The organism is Rathayibacter caricis DSM 15933 (assembly GCF_003044275.1).
Classification (GTDB): Bacteria; Actinomycetota; Actinomycetes; order Actinomycetales; family Microbacteriaceae; genus Rathayibacter; species Rathayibacter caricis.
This window is the reverse complement of the sequence record NZ_PZPL01000001.1, coordinates 267,524-284,256: the sequence shown is the minus strand read 5'-3', so window position 1 is coordinate 284,256 and position 16,733 is coordinate 267,524. Positions and strand designations below refer to the sequence as shown.

Genomic DNA, 16,733 nt, shown 5'->3' with positions numbered 1-16,733 from the left:
TGCAGTCGGAGCATCCGTGACCCAGCCCCAGGACGGCGTCCTCCCGCGCTTCGCCGTCGGCGTCGACATCGGCGGAACGTCGATCAAGGCGTCCCTCGTCGACGTGACCACCGGAGAGAGGGCCGCCCGCCGCTTCGCCGTCGCGAACCCGCTGGGCAAGGAGCCCGAGGACTTCGCCGCGGCGATCGCCGGCATCGTCCGCGACGTCTCGCCGATCGCGGGGACGCCCGTCGGAGTCGGCTTCCCCGGCATCGTCCGCGGCGGCGTCGTCCGGCAGACCACCCACGTCTCGCAGCGCTGGGTCGGCCTCGACGCCCAGGCCCTGCTGTCCGAGGCGACCGGGGTCGACGTGGTCGTCGTGAACGACGCCGACGCGGCCGGAGTCGCCGAGCGCGAGTTCGGCGCGATGCGCGACCGTGAGGGCCTGCTCCTGCTCACGACCCTCGGCACGGGCATCGGCACCGCGCTCGTGCACGAGGGCGTCGTGATCCCCAACTCCGAGCTCGGCCACGTGCACATCGACGGTCCCGACTTCGAGCCTCGCGTGGGCTTCTCGGCCGTCCGCCGCGAGGGCATCACGCTCGAGGAGTGGGCGGGCCGCCTCAGCGTCTACTACCGCCACCTCGAGATGCTGCTCTCGCCGCAGCTGTTCGTGATCGGAGGCGCCGCCGCGCACGTCTTCGACGAGTTCGCCGGCTTCCTCGACATCGGCACCGAGATCGTCCCGGCCCGCTTCGGCAACGACGCGGGCTTCACCGGCGCCGCGATGGTCGCGGTCTCGCCCGACCGGCTCGCCCCCTGGTACCGCTCGACGAGCGGCGCCCGCCTCGATCCGGGCACGGTGCCGGTCGTCGACTAGCGGGACGATCTAGCGGATCAGCCCGCGGTACAGCGCGTCGAGCTGCTCGGCCGCCGCACCCCAGCTGTGCGCCGCCGCCCAGGCGACGCCTCCGTGGCCCAGCCGCTCCCGCTCGTCGGGGTCGGCCAGCAGCTCGCGGATCCGCTCGGCCCACTCGCCCGGGTCGGCGGAGTCGATCAGCACGCCGCTCCCCGCGTCGCGCACCGCGTCGACCAGCCCGGTCGTCCGGCGGGCGACCACGGGCGTCCCCGACGCCGCGGCCTCGAGCGCGATGAGCCCGAACGTCTCGGCCGCCGACGGCACCAGGGCCAGGCGGGCGCGCCGGAGCCGCTCCGCCACCCCGTCGCGGTCGGCCACTCCGTCGAAACGGACGCTCGCGGCGACGCCCAGCTCGCGGGCAGCCTCCTGCACCTGCGCCAGGTACTCCTCGCGGCCGGGCGCGGGTCCGCCGACGATCCGGAGGAGGGGCCGCTCCGCGACCGGGATCCGGGCCAGGGCCTGCACCGCGAGCAGCTGCCCCTTGAGCGGCTGGACCCGGCCGACGAGCACGATCTCGTCGGCGCGCTCGCCGCCCCCGGGACGGAACCGCGGATCGACCCCCGGCGGCACGACGACGACGCGCGACGGATCCACGCCGTAGCCGCCCTCGACGTCCGCCCGCTCGGCCGCGCCCGCGACCACCACGGCGTCGGCCGAAGCGAGCACCGAGCGCTCGGCCTCGATCCGCTCGGGCGGCTCGGGCGAGTCGCCGGGGGCGAGGCGCGCGTTCTTCGCCAGCGAGCTCGAGTGCATCGAGTGCACGTGCGGCAGCCCGGTCAGGGCTCCCGCCAGTCCCGAGACCCAGTAGTGCGAGTGCACCACGTCCGCTCCCGCCGCGGCTCGCGCGAACACGGGGGCGGCCTGCGCCAGCGCGTACTTGTCGCCCGCCCCGACCGGCACGCCCACGACCTCGACGCCGGGAGCGAGCCGGCCGGACTCCTCGCCGCGGGTCAGCACCACCACGTCCCAGCCCCGCAGGGCGAGCTCCGGCAGCACCGCGGCGAGGTACACGTTCATCCCGCCCGCGTCCCCCGTCGACGGCTGCTCGAGGGGGGAGGTGTGCGCCGAGACGACGGCCATACGGGGCATCCGACCATCGTAGGCAGGCTGCACGCCTCCACGGATCCCGGCCCGCGGCTCGCAGCGGCTCCGGAATCGGGTTGAATGGACGGATGCGCTCCGTTCGGAGCGCGGAGAGCGTGAGGTCCATGGCCCGCCGGAGTCCCTCGAGCGACGCGCAGCCCTCGGCCGCGCCCGCCCCGCAGGAGACCGCCGAGGCCTCGGAGACCGCCGCGCAGGAGCCGTTCTCCGAGCAGGACATCCGTGCGCTCGTCGGCACCGCCGCGTTCGAGAAGGGCACCGTCTACGCCGACGAGGGCCGGGTCGGCGAGCTGCAGTGGTTCGGCGGCCGCACCCGCCTGTTCGGCCAGGTCCGCGGATCCGGGCGCTCGCCCTACGCCGTCAGCGTGCAGCTGCGCGAGGACGCCGGCCGCTCGATCCTCCTCGGCGGCGCCTGCAGCTGCCCGGTCAAGCACGAGTGCAAGCACGTGGCGGCGGTGCTCGTCGAGGCCCTGCGCCGCGAGCGCGAGGGCGGCCTCGCCGGCCCGTTCGCGGGCGAGACCGGCGCCGACGCAGTCCCGGAGTGGCGCAGCGCGCTGGCACCGCTGCTCGCCGGCATGGAGCGGTCGCGCTCCGGCATCCCGCTCGGCCTGCAGTTCGAGCTCCTCCCGGGCGAGCCCGTGCGGCGCCCGCCCGGCCGCTACAACAGCTACCGGCCGCCGCCCGAGCCGCGCCCGCGACTGGGCGTGCGCCCGGTGCGGATGGGCGACCGCGACCGCTGGGTCCGCACCGGCACCAGCTGGCGCGACCTCGGCTACCTGCACTACAGCCACGACTACGACGAGCGCCAGATCGACGTCGTCCGCGAGATCCAGGGGCTGCTCTCGGGGCACAGCGCCTCGAGCTACTACTCGCCCGACACCTGGCTCTACCTCGACGGCTGCCGGAGCGAGGCCATCTGGGCCGCTCTGCACGGCGCGGTCCGCGCGGGCATCGGCCTGGTCATGGGCGACCGCGACCAGACCCCGCTGCGGATCCTCGACACCACCGCGACCGCCTCCATCGACGTCACCCGCACATCGACCGGCCTCGAGCTGCGCTCGCTCGTTGCGATCGGCGACAGCCCCGCACCCGAGGAGTTCGGCTTCATCGGCGACCCCGCGGTCGGCCTCTACCTCTGGGAGCCCGGCGACGAGCTGCGGGCGCGCCCCGTCACCCTCGTGCCGTTCGCGGCTCCGCTGCTCTCCTCCGCCCGCACGTTCCTCTGGAGCCGCGAGCCCATCCGCATCCCGGCGCAGGAGGAGGCGGCGTTCCTCACCGAGCACTACCAGCGCCTGCACCGGCTGTTCGCGATCGTCTCGCGCGACGACTCCTTCGAGGCCCCCGCGGTGCCCGAGCCGCGCCTCGGCCTGACGCTCGAGCACACCGACGGAGCGGGTCTGCGGGGCTCGTGGTGGTGGCGCTACGGCGTCGAGGGCGCCCGCGGCGGCGACGCCGAGCGCCTGCCGCTGCGGCTGGACGACGAGACCGGCTACCGCGATCCCGAGGCGGAGCAGCGGATCCTCGACTCGCTCGGCGCGGCCGGCATCGACCCCGAGGCGACTCCCGCCCTCGTCTCGCCCTCGAGCAGGCGGCTGCGCCCGACCTTCGACCTGCGCGGCATGGCCACCGTGGGCTTCCTCACCGGCGAGGTGGAGCGCCTGCGCGAGCTCGGCTCGGTCGAGATCGAGGAGATCGGCGAGCGCGTCGAGTACCGCGAGGCCGAGACCGCGCCCGTCGTCGCCGTGCAGACCGTGGCCCAGCCCGACAGCCGCGACTGGTTCAACCTCGAGATCTCGGTCACTGTCAACGACGAGGCCGTGCCGCTCGCCGAGATCTTCCTCGCCCTGGCCCGCGGCGACGAGTACATGGTGCTGCCCAGCGGCGTGTACTTCGCCCTCGACGACGAGCGCTTCGGGCGGCTGCGCGAGCTCATCGCCGAGGCGCGCGAGCTCTCGGACGACCCGGGCGAGACCCTCCGCATCAGCCGCTTCCAGTCCTCCCTGTGGGACGAGCTCGTCGAGCTCGGTGTCGTCGAGGCGCAGGCCGCCGCGTGGCGCCGCGCCGTCGAGGGCCTCTCGGGCTTCACCGCCACCGGTGCGCTCGAGTCGCGCCCCCTGCCCGACGGCTTCCAGGTCGAGCTCCGGCCCTATCAGCAGCTCGGCTACGACTGGCTGTCGTTCCTCTACGACAACCAGCTCGGCGGCGTGCTCGCCGACGACATGGGCCTCGGCAAGACCGTGCAGTCGCTCGCCCTCATCGCCCGCGCGATGCAGGAGCAGCGGGCCGCCGCGGGCGACGCGGGCACCTCCCCGCGCCCGTTCCTGGTCGTCGCGCCGACGAGCGTCGTGCCCAACTGGGTCGGCGAGGCGAAGCGGTTCGCACCGGGGCTCACGGTCGTCGGCATCGACGAGACGTCGAAGAAGAAGCGCCGCGCCCTCACGAGCACGATCGGCGAGGCCGAGCTCGTCGTCACCTCCTACGCCCTCTTCCGCCTCGACTACGAGTCCTACGCGGGCATCCAGTGGGCCGGTCTCATGCTCGACGAGGCGCAGTTCGTCAAGAACCGGCAGTCGGCGACGCACCAGCTCGCCCGCCGCCTCGACGTGCCGTTCAAGCTCGCCATCACGGGCACGCCGATGGAGAACAACGTGATGGAGCTGTGGTCGCTGCTCTCCATCGTGGCTCCGGGCCTCTTCCCCTCGCCGGCCGGCTTCGCCGAGTACTACCAGAAGCCGATCGAGCGGGAGGCCGACACCGAGCGCCTCACGCAGCTGCGCCGCCGCATCCGCCCGCTGATGCTGCGCCGCACGAAGGAGCTCGTCGCCACGGAGCTGCCGCCGAAGCAGGAGCAGACCATCGAGGTCGAGCTCGGTGCGCGCCAGCGGAAGGTCTACGACACCTATCTCGCCCGGGAGCGGCAGCGGGTGCTGGGACTGATCGGCGACTTCGAGAAGAACCGCTTCGCGATCTTCCGGGCGCTCACGGTGCTCCGCCAGGTCGCGCTGGACGCCGCGCTCGTCGACGAGGCGCACGCCACCGTGCCCTCGACCAAGCTCGACCTGCTCGACGAGCTGCTCGCCGACGCGCTCTCCGAGGGCCACCGCGTCCTCGTCTTCAGCCAGTTCACCCGCTTCCTCGGCCGCGTGCGCGACCGCCTCGACGGGGCGGGGATCGAGTACGCCTACCTCGACGGCGCGACGAAGAAGCGCGACGAGGTCATCGACCGCTTCCGCTCGGGCGAGGCGGGCGTGTTCCTCATCTCGCTGAAGGCGGGCGGCTTCGGCCTCAACCTCACCGAGGCCGACTACTGCATCCTGCTCGACCCGTGGTGGAACCCGGCGACGGAGTCGCAGGCCGTCGACCGCGCGCACCGCATCGGCCAGACCCGCTCGGTGATGGTCTACCGCCTTGTTGCGAAGGACACGATCGAGGAGAAGGTCATGGCGCTCAAGGAGGCGAAGGCCGCCCTGTTCGCCGCGGTCATGTCGGACGACGGAGCGGCGTCAGCCGGCGGCATCACGGCCGAGGACGTGCGGGAGCTGCTGGGCTGACCCGCACGGTCGTCAGAGCTGACCCGCGCGGTCGTCAGCGCGAGGCCTGCTCCGCGGCCTCGCGCGCGGTGCGGACCGCGTGCACGACGTCGGCCGCGCGGCGACCGACCGCGGTGGCGGCGCGGAGCGACGGCGCTCGGTGCGGGTGCACGAGGCGCTGAGCGGCGGTGCAGGGCAGGCAGAACGCGCCGGTGACTCCCGCGTCGATGCCCTCGAGACCGCCGTCGTCCCTCCCGAAGATCAGCTCGCGGCCCTCGCGGGCGAGCGCCTCGGGCAGGTCGGCCTCGCCGATCGGGAGGTGGAGCGCCCAGAGCAGTGTCGCGGCCGCGATCCGGCCGGGCAGCGGGCGCCCCAGATGCGAGGCGGCGAGCTCGCCGAAGAAGTCGGCGTGGCGCTCGAGGATCCCCGTGACGGCCTCCGCGAGGCGCTCCATCTCGGGGTGCAGCGAGAGCCGTGCGAGGCGGCGGTAGGCGTGCAGCGCGATGTGGGAGTCGACCGCGAGCACGAGCGCGACCGGCCCGGGCAGGAGCCGCGCGACGCGGGCGCGCAGGGCCGACGGAGCGGCGACCGGCTCCGGCGGCGCGGTCTCGACGCCGCGGATGCGCGGCGAGGCGGTCAGCACGTCGCCGAGCGCGTCGGCGATGCGGTGCCGCTCGGCGGCCCAGGCGCTCGCGAAGCCGCGGACCCGGGCGTCCGGGTGCGTCCGGGCGACGGGCAGGACGCGCGCGATCACCGCGTGCTCGAGAGCGCGGAGGTAGGCGGTGGCGACGATCGCCTCGCGGTCGAGCGGCACGTCCTCGAACTCCCGGATCGAGAAGTCCTCCCGGAGACTGCCGTGGGCGCTCCTGCTGTAGCTCTCGACGTCGAACGGCTCCGCGATGCCCATGACCCCGCCTCTCCTGCCGACGGCGTCGACGCTACCCCTCATCCTCCGCCGCCCGCTCGACGGGATCCTGGGAAACGACGGAACGCGCGGCGCCGGGTGCGAGTCGGGTCGCGGGCGCGCGTCCTGGAAGACTGGTGCGGCGCGCCGACCGGTGCGGGATCGGGGACCGGATGAACGCGCGCCTGCCGGCGATCGGCGCCGTGGTCCTCGCCGCCGTCTGCTTCGGCACCACCGGAACCGCTCAGGCGCTGGGCGCCGAGGGACTCGATCCGCTCCTGCTCGGGGCTGCGCGCATCGTCCTCGGCGGTGCGCTGCTGGCGTTGCTCCTCGGCGTCGAGACCGCCCGGTCGCGTCGGGTCGCGCGGCCCTCCGCGGCGGTGCTCGTCCTCGTGCTGCTCGGGGCCGCGGGAGTCGCGGCGTACCAGCCCGCCTTCTTCACCGGCACGGCCGAGAACGGAGTGGCCGTCGGCACGATCGTGGCGCTGGGCTCCGCGCCGGCGTTCACCGGGCTGCTCGAATGGCTCGTGCTGCGCACCGCGCCCAGCGCGCGCTGGTTCGCGTCGACGGCGCTGGCGGCCGTCGGCGTGGTGCTGCTCGCGGGGCTCGTCACGGGCGGCGGATCCGCAGGCGTCTCGGTGCCGGGGCTGCTCGGCTCCGCGGGCGCGGGCGCCTCCTACGCCCTCTACGCCGTCTGCGGCAAGCTGCTGCTCGAGCGCGGGTTCACGCCCGCGGCGGCGATGGGGTCGCAGTTCGGGGTCGCCGCTCTGCTCTCGCTGCCGGTGCTGCTCGCGCGCGATGCGAGCAGGCTGGGCCCGGCACTCCCCGCCGTCCTCTGGCTCGGCGTCGTGACGGTGGCGATCGCCTACACCTTCTTCGCGCGGGGCCTCCGGGTCCTGCCCGCCGCGACCGTGTCGACCCTGACCCTCGTCGAGCCCGCGACGGCGACCCTCCTGGGCGTCGCGCTGCTCGGCGAGCTCCTCACGCCCGACGCGGTCCTCGGAGTGGCGGTGCTCGTCGCCGCGGTGCTCCTGCTGGCTGTGCCCGGCCGCCGTCGCGCAGGGGCGCTCGGCCGCTGACCGGGCCCGCCCGCACCTTCCCCTGCGCGACGTCTCCGCGACGGTCAGACGGACGGCTGGGGCGGAGCGGTGGCCGTGGCGCCCGTGCTCAGGCGCAGTCCGACTTCGGAGCCCTTGACGACCGACGTCCCCGCTGCGGGCTCCGTCAGCGCGACCTGTCCCGTCGGCACCTCCGAGTCGATCTGGGCGGTGTCGCCGACCATCAGGCCGGCCGCTCGGAGCGCACTCGTCGCCGCGTCGACGCTGCGACCGGACACGTCGGGGACGATCACCTGCGGTGCCGTCAGGAAGGACTCGTCCGCGCGCGTGAAGGCGCGGCCGCCGTAGGCGTCGTCGTACGCCGCCATCACCGGATTCCAGATCCGATGGCGCGCGAGGATCGCGGACCCGCTGTCGAAGTCGATCGAGTCCAGCGCCATCCGGTCGCCCGCGGGGTTCAACGGCGAGATGCTGCCGACCCACACGGCCAGCGCGACCTCAGTGGAGGCACCGAGCGTCCACCCGTCCGCCGCCGCATCGGTCGTCCCGGTCTTGGTGATGTGCTCGGTGCCGTCCCCCGGGCTCGCGGCCGCGCCGGTCCCCTGCGACGTGACCTGGAGGAGGGCGTACTGAGTCGCGTGGGCGACGTCAGAGCCCATCGAGCGAGTGCAGGTGGCTTCGGGTGCGGCGATGTCCTGTCCGTCGGGGCCCACGATCGAGTCGATCGCGACGGCCGAGCAGGTGACTCCGTCGTTCGCGATGCCGGCGTAGGCGACGGCCATCGTGAGCGGGGCGATCTCGTTCGTGCCGAGCACGGTCGCCGGCGACTTCAGGAGCGCCGTGGCATCGGCCCGGTGCACGCCGAACGCCTCGGCCGTCTCGCGGATCGCGCAGAGATCGAGCAGGTGCGCCATGCCGATGAATCCGGTGTTGATGGACTGGATCGTCGACTCGAGCGCGTTCAGCGAGTCGGGGAAGATCTGCCCGCCGTTGTTCTGCGGGTTGAAGGAGGCGTAGTTCTGCGTCCCGTCGCAGCTGTCGTGGAAGCCGGTCCAGTTCTGGTTCCGCGCGTCGAACTGCTCGAGCAGCGTGTGGTCGTTCTCCAGCCACTCGATGAGGGTGAAGACCTTGTAGGTCGAACCCGTCTGGAAGCCGTTCCCGCCCCCGTATGCCGCGTCGACGTTCAGATTGATCGCGGAGTACTCGCCGCCGTCCTCCGACGCGATCTGCTCGGGATCCTGGCTGTAGCGCTTGTTCTGCACCATCGAGAGGATGCGCCCTGTTCCGGTCTCGACCCCGACCGCGGCCGCGCCGACGTCGAAGCGGGGATCCGTCGCGGGGACCTGCTCGGACATGACGTCGGCCGAGCGCTCCTGCATCGCGAGGTCGATCGTCGTGTAGACCTTGAGTCCGCCGCGCTTCACCGCCGCGTACCGCTCGTCATCGGTGTCGCCGAGCGCGCGGTCGTTCCGCAGCACGTGCGAGACGTAGTCGCAGAAGTACGCCGCGTCCCCCGCGGTCTGGCAGCCGGTCGACGGCGGGGTGATGCGGGGCTGGAGCGCCTCCTCGACGGCGGCGTCGTGCGTCGCGGCGTCGATCCTCCCGTACTCGAGCATGCGGTCGAGGATGTAGTCGCGGCGGGCGGTGGTCAGCGGATAGCCGTTCGCCTCGCCGTTGTCCGCGTCGTCCGGACGGTCGAAGCGGAACTTCTCGGGATTGTTCACGATGGCCAGGAGCGCGGCGGACTGCCCCACCGTCAGGTCGGCGGCCGAGACGCCGTAGTAGTACTCGGCCGCAGCCTCGATGCCGTAGACCGTCCCTCCGAACAGGGCGATGTTGAGATAGCCGAGCAGGATGTCGTCCTTCGAGTACTCCTTCTCGAGTCCGATCGCGAGGCGCATCTCCCGGAGCTTGCGCTCCGGTGTCGTCGCCGTGGCGTCGGCGTAGGCCTTCTCGCGATCCGCCTCATCGCTGATCGTCTCGGCCTTCTGCACCAGCACGTTCTTGACGTACTGCTGAGTGATCGACGACCCGCCCTGCGTCTCGCTGTTCAGGACGTAGGTGCTCGCGATCGCGCGCAGGGTGCCCTGGAGGTCGATGCCGCCGTGGTCGAAGAACCGCGGATCCTCGCTGGCGACGAGCGCGTCCTTCACGGAATCGGCGATGCGGTCCGACGAGACCTCGATGCGGTTCTGGTCGTAGAAGGAGGCGAGGAGTGTCGGATCCTCCGGGTCGCCGGCGTAGACGTCGGTCTTCTGCATGAGCGCCCCGACCTCGAGGTAGCTCGGCAGCGACTGGAACGCCGAGATCGTCCCGGAGGTCGCCGCCCCGGTCAGGGCGACGGCAGGGGCGACCGCGAGGCTCGCCAGCAGGCCGGCGAGGACGCTGACGATGACGAATCCGAACAGCGCGCCGAGGGCTCCGTGGACGGTTCGACGGGGCTGGAAGACGGGGACGTTCGGTCGCTTCAGGATGGATCCTCTCGCTGCACCAGCACTGTAGGCGAGGCGGCGGTGCGACCCGGGCAGGCGCGCGGCGATCGAACGAGCGCCTCCCCGATCACTCGGTGAGCAGGTCGCCGTTGATGTCGGCGGCGTCGCTCGGGTTCACCGGCGCCTTGCCCGAGCTGATCTGCAAGGGGATCACGGCGCCGTCGACCGCGTCGAGACCGGCGCTCGGGGTCGTCCAGACCACGGATCCGGCGGGGACCGTCGCGGAGTCGACGACCTCCTGGTGCCCCGCGGTGAAGCCGACCGCCTGCAGCGCCGCGGTCGCCTCCGCGACGGTGGCGCCCGTCACATCGGGGACCTCGGTGACCGACGAGGCGCGGGTGGAGTAGCCCAGCATCGAGGAGGGCGGGTCGATGAAGTCGTCTCCGCCGTACTTGGAATCGAGCGCGGTCATGATCGGACGGAAGATCGCGTGCCGCGAGGAGGCCGCCTGGATGGTGCCCTCGTTGCCCGTGATGCGGACCTGCCGGAGGTTGGCCTTCTTGCCGTTGTCGAAGCCGTTGATGCTGCCGACCCAGACGGCGAGGGAGGCGGAGCGGCTGGCACCGGCGGTCCACACGTCGGCCGCGTCATCGGTCGTCCCGGTCTTGCCGATGTGCTCGATGCCGTCGTTCGGGTTCGAGGAGACTCCGGTACCGGAGGTCATGACGCGCTGCATCGCGTACTGCATGCCGTGCGCGACCTCGGCGGAGACCGCCGGGGCGCAGTCCGCTCCCGGCACGGCGACGGGGGCGCCGTCGGCGCCCGTTATGCGGTCGATCACGATCGGGTCGCAGGCGACTCCGTCGTTGGCGATGCCGGCGTAGGCGCCCGCGACCGTCAGCGGGGCGATGGTGTTCGTGCCCAGCACCGTGGCGGGGGTCGACCACATCTCGGTGTTCGTCGCGGTGTGCATCCCGAAGGCCTCGGCGGTGGAGCGGATGTCGCAGAGGTCGAGCTGGCGCGCCATGCCCATGAAGCCGGTGTTGATCGAGCCCTGGGTCGCCGTGACGGCGCTCATCGACTCGCGGTTGTCGGACGGGGAGTCGTTCTTCGGACGCCAGCTGCCGACGCCCGTCGTCCCGCCCGCGTCGACGTTGCACTTCTGCGGGTAGCTGCGGAAGCCGGACGTCGGGGAGGGGAAGCTCTCGTTCAGCGTGTGGCCGGCGGTCAGCCAGTTCGCCAGCGTGAAGACCTTGTACGTGGACCCGGTCTGGACCCCGCGGCTGCCGCTCATCGCCTCGTCGACGTTGAGGTTCACCGCACTGGTGCCGGGCGTCGCAGCGAGGACCTCGGGATCCTGGCTGTAGACCGTGTTCTGGACCATCGAGAGCACCCGGCCCGTGCGCGCCTCGACGCTCGAGGCGGTCGCGCCGATCTCGAACCGCGGGTCCGTCTGGGGCACGTAGGCGTTCAGCGCCGCCTGCGACACCTGCTGGATGTCGAGGTCGAGCGTGGTGACGACGTCGAAGCCGCCCTGACGGATCTTGGCGTAGCGCTCGTCGTCGGTGGCTCCGAAGACCTCGTCGTTGCGGAGCACGTTGAGCACGTAATCGCAGAAGTACGCGGCATTGCCGGCGGTCGCGCATCCCGTCGACGGCTGGGTGATGGCCGGGGTGATCGGCTCGGCGATCGCGGCGTCGTAGGTGACCTGGTCGATCTTCCCGTACCGCAGCTCCTCGCGGAGGATGTAGTCGCGGCGCTCCTTGGTCACGGCGTAGCCGTTGGCGGCGCCGTTCACCTCGCTCGAGGGGTCGTCGAACCGGAACTTCTCGGGATTGTTGACGATCGCGAGCAGCGCCGCCGCCTGCGAGGTCGAGAGCTGGCTCGCCGGGATGCCGTAGTAGTAGTTCGCGGCGGCCTCGATGCCGTAGACGGTGCCGCCGAAGAGGGCGATGTTGAGGTAGCCGAGGAGGATGTCGTCCTTCGAGTACTCCTTCTCGAGGCCGATCGCGAGGCGCATCTCCTTGAGCTTGCGCTCCGGCGTCGGCGCGGTGGCGACCTTGTACGCCGCGGCGCGCTCGGCCTCGTCGGCGATCGACTCCGCCTTCTGCACCAGCACGTTCTTGACGTACTGCTGGGTGATCGACGAGCCGCCCTGGAGGTCGTCGCCCGAGAGGGTCACCGCCAGAGCGCGCAGGGTGCCCTGGACGTCGATCCCGCCGTGCTCGTAGAAGCGCGGATCCTCGCCGGCGACGGCGGCGTCCTTGGCGGTCTGCGCCACCTCGTCCCAGCCGACCTCGACGCGGTTCTGGTCGTAGACGGAGGCGAGGAGCGTGGTGCCGTCGCCCGCGAAGATGTTGGTGCGCTGCATGGTCTGGCCGACGTCGAGGTAGCCGGGCAGGTTCTGGAACAGCCCGATCGTGTTCGTCGTCGCGAGGCCCGTCAGCGCGAGCGCGGGGGTCACCCCGACCGTGATCAGGACCCCGGCGACCGCGCTCATGCCGATGAACCCCATGACGGCCCTCAACGACATCCCGAGCGGCCTGTCGGAGCGGCGGGACGCGGTGGGGAGAGCCATGGAGCGGAGGTCCTTTCGGCGCGGCGGACCGCGGTCTTCGGAGGGGGACGGGCGGCGCAGAGCCTCGCGGCCGTCGCGCGATGTCCCCCGTGAGAATGGTACGTGACCGGCCCCGCGCGCAGGGGTCCTCCGACAGGACGACATCCGCTCTGGCGGGGGATGTACAGCGGACGCTCCGAGCTGATAGCGACAGGGGCGGATCGCCGTGGAGCGGCGCGGCGTCACAGGGCTTCCTCCGAGCCGATGCATCCGTATCGTGGGGGGTGCGGGCCCTCGTGAGCACCGCACCAGCACCTCGACCCAGCACCACTCGGCACCAGCGCCGGCCCGGGGCCCCGGGACGGCCCCTCCCGGCAGGAAGCACACACCATGGCACGCATCCACGACGACGTGACGCAGCTCGTCGGCAACACCCCGCTCGTCCGCATCAACCGCCTCTCGGGCGCCGAGAGCGCCACGGTGCTCGCGAAGCTCGAGTTCTACAACCCGGCGAACAGCGTGAAGGACCGCATCGGAGTCGCGATCGTCGACGCGGCCGAGGCCTCGGGCGAGCTGCCGCCGGGTGGCACCATCGTCGAGGGGACGAGCGGCAACACGGGCATCGCGCTGGCGCTCGTCGGCGCGGCGCGCGGCTACAGGGTGATCCTGACGATGCCCGAGACCATGTCGGTCGAGCGTCGGGTCCTGCTGCGCGCCTACGGGGCCGAGATCGTGCTCACCCCGGGCGGCGAGGGCATGCGCGGCGCGGTCGAGCGCGCTCGGGCGATCGTGGCCGAGACGCCCGGGGCGATCCTCGCGCGCCAGTTCGAGAACGCCGCGAACCCCGAGGTGCACCGCCGCACCACCGCCGAGGAGATCTGGAACGACACCGACGGCGAGGTCGACGTGTTCGTCGCCGGCATCGGCACGGGCGGCACCATCACCGGCGTCGGCCAGGTCCTCAAGGAGCGCAAGCCCGGCGTGCAGATCATCGGCGTCGAGCCGATCGACTCGCCGCTGCTGACGCAGGGCACCGCCGGTCCGCACAAGATCCAGGGCATCGGGGCGAACTTCGTCCCGGCGAACCTCGACCGCGACGTCTACGACGAGATCATCGACGTCACCCTCGACGACTCGGTCCGCGTCGCCCGCGAGATGGCGTCGCAGGAGGGCATCCTCGGCGGCATCTCCTCGGGCTCGATCATGTGGGCGGCGCTCGAGGTCGCGAAGCGGCCCGAGAACGCGGGGAAGACGATCGTCGCCATCGTGTGCGACTTCGGCGAGCGGTACATCTCGACCGTTCTGTACGAGGACCTCCGCAGCTGAGCCCCTCGGCAACCCGCCCCGGAGTGCTGACCCGGCTCCGGGAGGACGTGCGCAGCGCCCGAGTGCGCGATCCCGCCGCGCGCAGCTCGCTCGAGGTGCTGCTCTCGTACCCGGGTCTCCACGCCGTCTGGGCGCACCGCGTCGCGCACCGCTGGTGGCGGCGCGGCTCCCGCCTGCCGGCGCGACTGCTGTCGCAGCTGGCGCGGGCGCTGACGGGGGTCGAGATCCATCCGGGCGCGGTGATCGGCCGCCGCCTCTTCATCGATCACGGCATGGGGGTCGTGATCGGCGAGACGGCGCGCATCGGCGACGACTGCCTGCTGTACCACGGGGTCACGCTCGGCGGGCGCTCGACCCGGCGTGAGCGCCGGCACCCGTCGATCGGCGACCGGGTCGTGCTGGGCGCGGGATCGGTCGTGCTCGGGCCGATCGTCCTCGGCTCCGACGTGAGCGTCGGCGCCAACGCGGTCGTCGTCAAGGATGCGGGCGACGGAGCGGTGCTGGTCGGGATCCCGGCCCGCGACCTCCGCGCACTCGGCCGCGCCGAGGAGTCGGTGGCCGACCCGGCGTTCTTCATCGATCCCGCGATGTACATCTGACCCGTCGCGGGGCCGCCGCTCAGTCGTCCGAGGGGTGCGCGATGCTCCGCGGCGAGCTCTTGATCCGGGCGAAGGCGTCGAGCGCGTGCGCCCGCGTCTCCTTGAGGTCGAGGATCGGCGCCGGGTAGTCCTCGCCCTCCGGAGTGAGGGTCTCGGCGAGCGTCCACGGCTCGTGGATCGCGGAGCCCTCGACGGAGGCCAGCTCGGGCACGTTCTTCCGCAGGTAGTCGCCGGCGGGATCGAACTTGTGCGACTGCGTCACCGGGTTGAAGACGCGGAAAAACGGAGACGCGTCGGCGCCGGACCCGGCGACCCACTGCCAGTTGGCCGCGTTGCTCGCGGGATCCGCGTCGACGAGCGTGTCCCAGAACCACTCCTCGCCCACACGCCAGTCGACGAGCATGTTCTTGATCAGGAACGAGGCCGTGACCATCCGGACGCGGTTGTGCATGTACCCCGTCCGCCAGAGCTCGCGCATGCCGGCGTCCACGAGCGGATAGCCGGTGCGGCCCCGATGCCAGGCGTCGATGTCGTGCTGCGTCGCGTGCGCCCAGGGGAAGCGGTCGAAGCGGGTGTCGAAGTTGGCCGTCGCGAGATCGGGCCAGTGGAACAGCAGGTGGTAGGAGAACTCGCGCCACAGCACCTCCGAGGCGAAGCGCTCGCGCCCCTGCTCGTGGTGCGGTCCCTCGCCGCGCGACTCCACGACGGCCTGCCACACCTGGAACGGGCTGATCTCGCCCCAGCGCAGGTGCGCCGAGAGGTTCGAGGTGGCATCGTCGGCGGGTCGGTCGCGGCCGTCGGAGTAGTCGTCGAGCTGCTCGGCGATGAAGGCCCGCAACCGATCGGCCGCGGCCTTCTCGCCCGGCACCCAGCGCTCGCGGAGCCCGCCGGCCCAGTCGGGACGGGTCGGCAGCAGGCCCCAGTCGTCGAGCCGGTCGGACTCGACAGCGGAGGAGACTCCGTCGATCGAGCGCGGCCGGGGGAGCGGCGCGCGGGGCGCCTCCTTCTTCTTGCAGGCGCGGGCGAACGGGGTGTAGACGGAGTAGGGGCCGCCGCCGCCGGTCTTCACGGTCCACGGCTCGAACAGGAGCGATCCCTGGTGGCTCTCGGCCTCGGTGCCGCGCGAGCGGAGCCCCTCCTTCACCGCGGTGTCCACCGCGCGCTCCGCGCCGCCGTACCGCCGGTTCCAGTGCACGGCGCCGGCACCGAGCTCCTCGGCGAGCTGCAGGATCACGGCCTCCGCGGGTCCGCGGCGCAGGATCAGCGTTCCGCCGATCGCGGAGAGGTCGTCGCGCAGCGCGCTGAGGCTGCCGTGCAGCCACCAGCGGGCAGCGCCGCCCAGTGGCCGGATGCCCGGCGACTCGTCATCGAGCACGTAGCAGACCGCGATCGGGGCGCCGCGATCGATCGCCGCACGCAGCGCGGGATTGTCGGCCAGGCGGAGGTCGTCGCGGAGCCAGACGAGGGTCGGGGAGGAGGTGCTCATGGTCCCTCCATGATCCGCGAGGCCGACCGCACCGCGAAGTGCTGGCCGCGTCGTCCGTGGAGTGCTAGCGGCGAGCGCGCCTGGGGAGGAGCGGCCCGCGCGCTGTTCCCGATGCGGGGGTCAGGCGGAGGCGACGCCGGCGCGGAGCTTGTCGCAGAGTGCCGTCAGCTGCGCGAGCTCGTCGTCGTCGAGTGCGTCGCCGACGTGCTGCGAGATCGTCGTCATGTGGCGGAGCGCGACGGCGCGGAACAGGTCGTAGCCCTCGTCGGTGATCGCGATGACCGTGCCCCGGGCGTCGTTCGGATCCTCGCTCTTGCTGACGTAGCCGCGGCTCACGAGCCGGTCGATCAGGCGGCTGACGCTGGGCTGGGTGAGCAGCACGTGCTTGTTGAGGTCGCGCAGCCGGGCACGGCGCTCGGGCTGACGCGTGAGGTTGAAGAGGACGTCGTACTCGTTGAGCGAGATCTCCTTGGACGGGAACTCGCTGCTGAGCGCCCGCATCACGTGCACCTGAGCGCGGAACAGCGCCTCCCAGGCGGCGACAGCGCGTCTCGAACCCACCGGACCTCCTCCGTCGTGCCCAGGATACGGGGTCGCCCGCCCGCGGGGAGCGCGACTGCGCGATCGGTACGGCGCCCGTACCGGCGTCTCGGAGGCACCGCTACGGAACGACAGAAGGCCGGCCGCTGAGGCGAGCGGCCGGCCTTCATTCCCTTGCACCAAGAGTGTCCTGCAATCACATTCGCGCTTCGCCGCCACAGCAAACGACTAACGCTCTTGAACTATATAACGGATCGATAACGCCGCAAGCGCCCATTTCCTGACACTTCCCTGAGCCCCGC

At 72.4% G+C, this 16,733-nt stretch carries 11 protein-coding genes; 5 read left to right on the top strand and 6 right to left on the bottom strand.

What is annotated here, in order from left to right; genetic code table 11:
- Window positions 1-16 precede the first annotated feature (16 nt).
- Window positions 17-859 carry an ROK family protein gene (locus tag C1I63_RS01330; RefSeq protein ID WP_056868119.1) on the top strand — a complete coding sequence of 281 codons (843 nt, stop codon included), beginning with the start codon at window positions 17-19 and terminating at the stop codon, window positions 857-859.
- A 9-nt stretch (window positions 860-868) separates the two neighbouring features.
- Here the strand turns inward: C1I63_RS01330 and C1I63_RS01325 are convergent, their stop codons facing one another.
- On the bottom strand, window positions 869-1,987 hold the full coding sequence (locus tag C1I63_RS01325) for a glycosyltransferase (protein WP_107573469.1): 1,119 nt from the start codon (window positions 1,985-1,987) through the stop codon (window positions 869-871).
- A 119-nt stretch (window positions 1,988-2,106) separates the two neighbouring features.
- On the opposite strand from C1I63_RS01325, the gene C1I63_RS01320 reads away from it, so the two are divergent.
- Window positions 2,107-5,550: a DEAD/DEAH box helicase gene (locus tag C1I63_RS01320; protein WP_107573468.1), complete on the top strand. Its 3,444-nt coding sequence runs from the start codon at window positions 2,107-2,109 to the stop codon at window positions 5,548-5,550.
- Window positions 5,551-5,584: 34 nt separating this feature from the next.
- Here C1I63_RS01320 and C1I63_RS01315 read toward each other — a convergent pair whose 3' ends face one another.
- On the bottom strand, window positions 5,585-6,436 hold the full coding sequence (locus C1I63_RS01315) for a hypothetical protein (protein ID WP_107573467.1): 852 nt from the start codon (window positions 6,434-6,436) through the stop codon (window positions 5,585-5,587).
- A 170-nt stretch (window positions 6,437-6,606) separates the two neighbouring features.
- Between C1I63_RS01315 and C1I63_RS01310 the strand changes: the two genes are divergently transcribed.
- Complete coding sequence (locus C1I63_RS01310) at window positions 6,607-7,512, top strand: DMT family transporter (protein WP_107575679.1); 906 nt, start codon at window positions 6,607-6,609, stop codon at window positions 7,510-7,512.
- Between the two features lie 44 nt (window positions 7,513-7,556).
- Here C1I63_RS01310 and C1I63_RS01305 read toward each other — a convergent pair whose 3' ends face one another.
- Complete coding sequence (locus C1I63_RS01305; RefSeq protein WP_107573466.1) at window positions 7,557-9,752, bottom strand: transglycosylase domain-containing protein; 2,196 nt, start codon at window positions 9,750-9,752, stop codon at window positions 7,557-7,559.
- Between the two features lie 298 nt (window positions 9,753-10,050).
- Window positions 10,051-12,501 (bottom strand): penicillin-binding protein, encoded by a 2,451-nt coding sequence (locus tag C1I63_RS01300; RefSeq protein WP_170116285.1) that lies wholly within the window; start codon window positions 12,499-12,501, stop codon window positions 10,051-10,053.
- Window positions 12,502-12,870: 369 nt separating this feature from the next.
- On the opposite strand from C1I63_RS01300, the gene cysK reads away from it, so the two are divergent.
- Together cysK and epsC are read left to right on the top strand one after the other, a co-directional pair.
- Window positions 12,871-13,806 (top strand): cysteine synthase A, encoded by a 936-nt coding sequence (gene cysK, locus C1I63_RS01295; RefSeq protein WP_107573464.1) that lies wholly within the window; start codon window positions 12,871-12,873, stop codon window positions 13,804-13,806.
- Window positions 13,807-13,853: 47 nt separating this feature from the next.
- Complete coding sequence (gene epsC / locus C1I63_RS01290; protein WP_244906944.1) at window positions 13,854-14,405, top strand: serine O-acetyltransferase EpsC; 552 nt, start codon at window positions 13,854-13,856, stop codon at window positions 14,403-14,405.
- A gap of 19 nt (window positions 14,406-14,424) precedes the next feature.
- Here epsC and C1I63_RS01285 read toward each other — a convergent pair whose 3' ends face one another.
- Together C1I63_RS01285 and C1I63_RS01280 are read right to left on the bottom strand one after the other, a co-directional pair.
- Window positions 14,425-15,891: a cryptochrome/photolyase family protein gene (locus C1I63_RS01285; protein WP_107573463.1), complete on the bottom strand. Its 1,467-nt coding sequence runs from the start codon at window positions 15,889-15,891 to the stop codon at window positions 14,425-14,427.
- A gap of 120 nt (window positions 15,892-16,011) precedes the next feature.
- Window positions 16,012-16,392 carry a MarR family winged helix-turn-helix transcriptional regulator gene (locus tag C1I63_RS01280; protein ID WP_082481348.1) on the bottom strand — a complete coding sequence of 127 codons (381 nt, stop codon included), beginning with the start codon at window positions 16,390-16,392 and terminating at the stop codon, window positions 16,012-16,014.
- Window positions 16,393-16,733: the final 341 nt, after the last annotated feature.

Bases quoted from the DNA above. Each gene is read 5' to 3' on its own strand.
- C1I63_RS01325 (WP_107573469.1), bottom strand. From the start codon at position 1,987: ATGCCCCGTATGGCCGTCGTCTCGGCGCACACCTCCCCCCTCGAGCAG.
- C1I63_RS01320 (WP_107573468.1), top strand. From the start codon at position 2,107: ATGGCCCGCCGGAGTCCCTCGAGCGACGCGCAGCCCTCGGCCGCGCCC.
- C1I63_RS01315 (WP_107573467.1), bottom strand. From the start codon at position 6,436: ATGGGCATCGCGGAGCCGTTCGACGTCGAGAGCTACAGCAGGAGCGCC.
- C1I63_RS01310 (WP_107575679.1), top strand. From the start codon at position 6,607: ATGAACGCGCGCCTGCCGGCGATCGGCGCCGTGGTCCTCGCCGCCGTC.
- C1I63_RS01305 (WP_107573466.1), bottom strand. From the start codon at position 9,752: ATGCAGAAGACCGACGTCTACGCCGGCGACCCGGAGGATCCGACACTC.
- C1I63_RS01300 (WP_170116285.1), bottom strand. From the start codon at position 12,501: ATGGCTCTCCCCACCGCGTCCCGCCGCTCCGACAGGCCGCTCGGGATG.
- cysK (WP_107573464.1), top strand. From the start codon at position 12,871: ATGGCACGCATCCACGACGACGTGACGCAGCTCGTCGGCAACACCCCG.
- C1I63_RS01285 (WP_107573463.1), bottom strand. From the start codon at position 15,891: ATGAGCACCTCCTCCCCGACCCTCGTCTGGCTCCGCGACGACCTCCGC.
- C1I63_RS01280 (WP_082481348.1), bottom strand. From the start codon at position 16,392: ATGCGGGCGCTCAGCAGCGAGTTCCCGTCCAAGGAGATCTCGCTCAAC.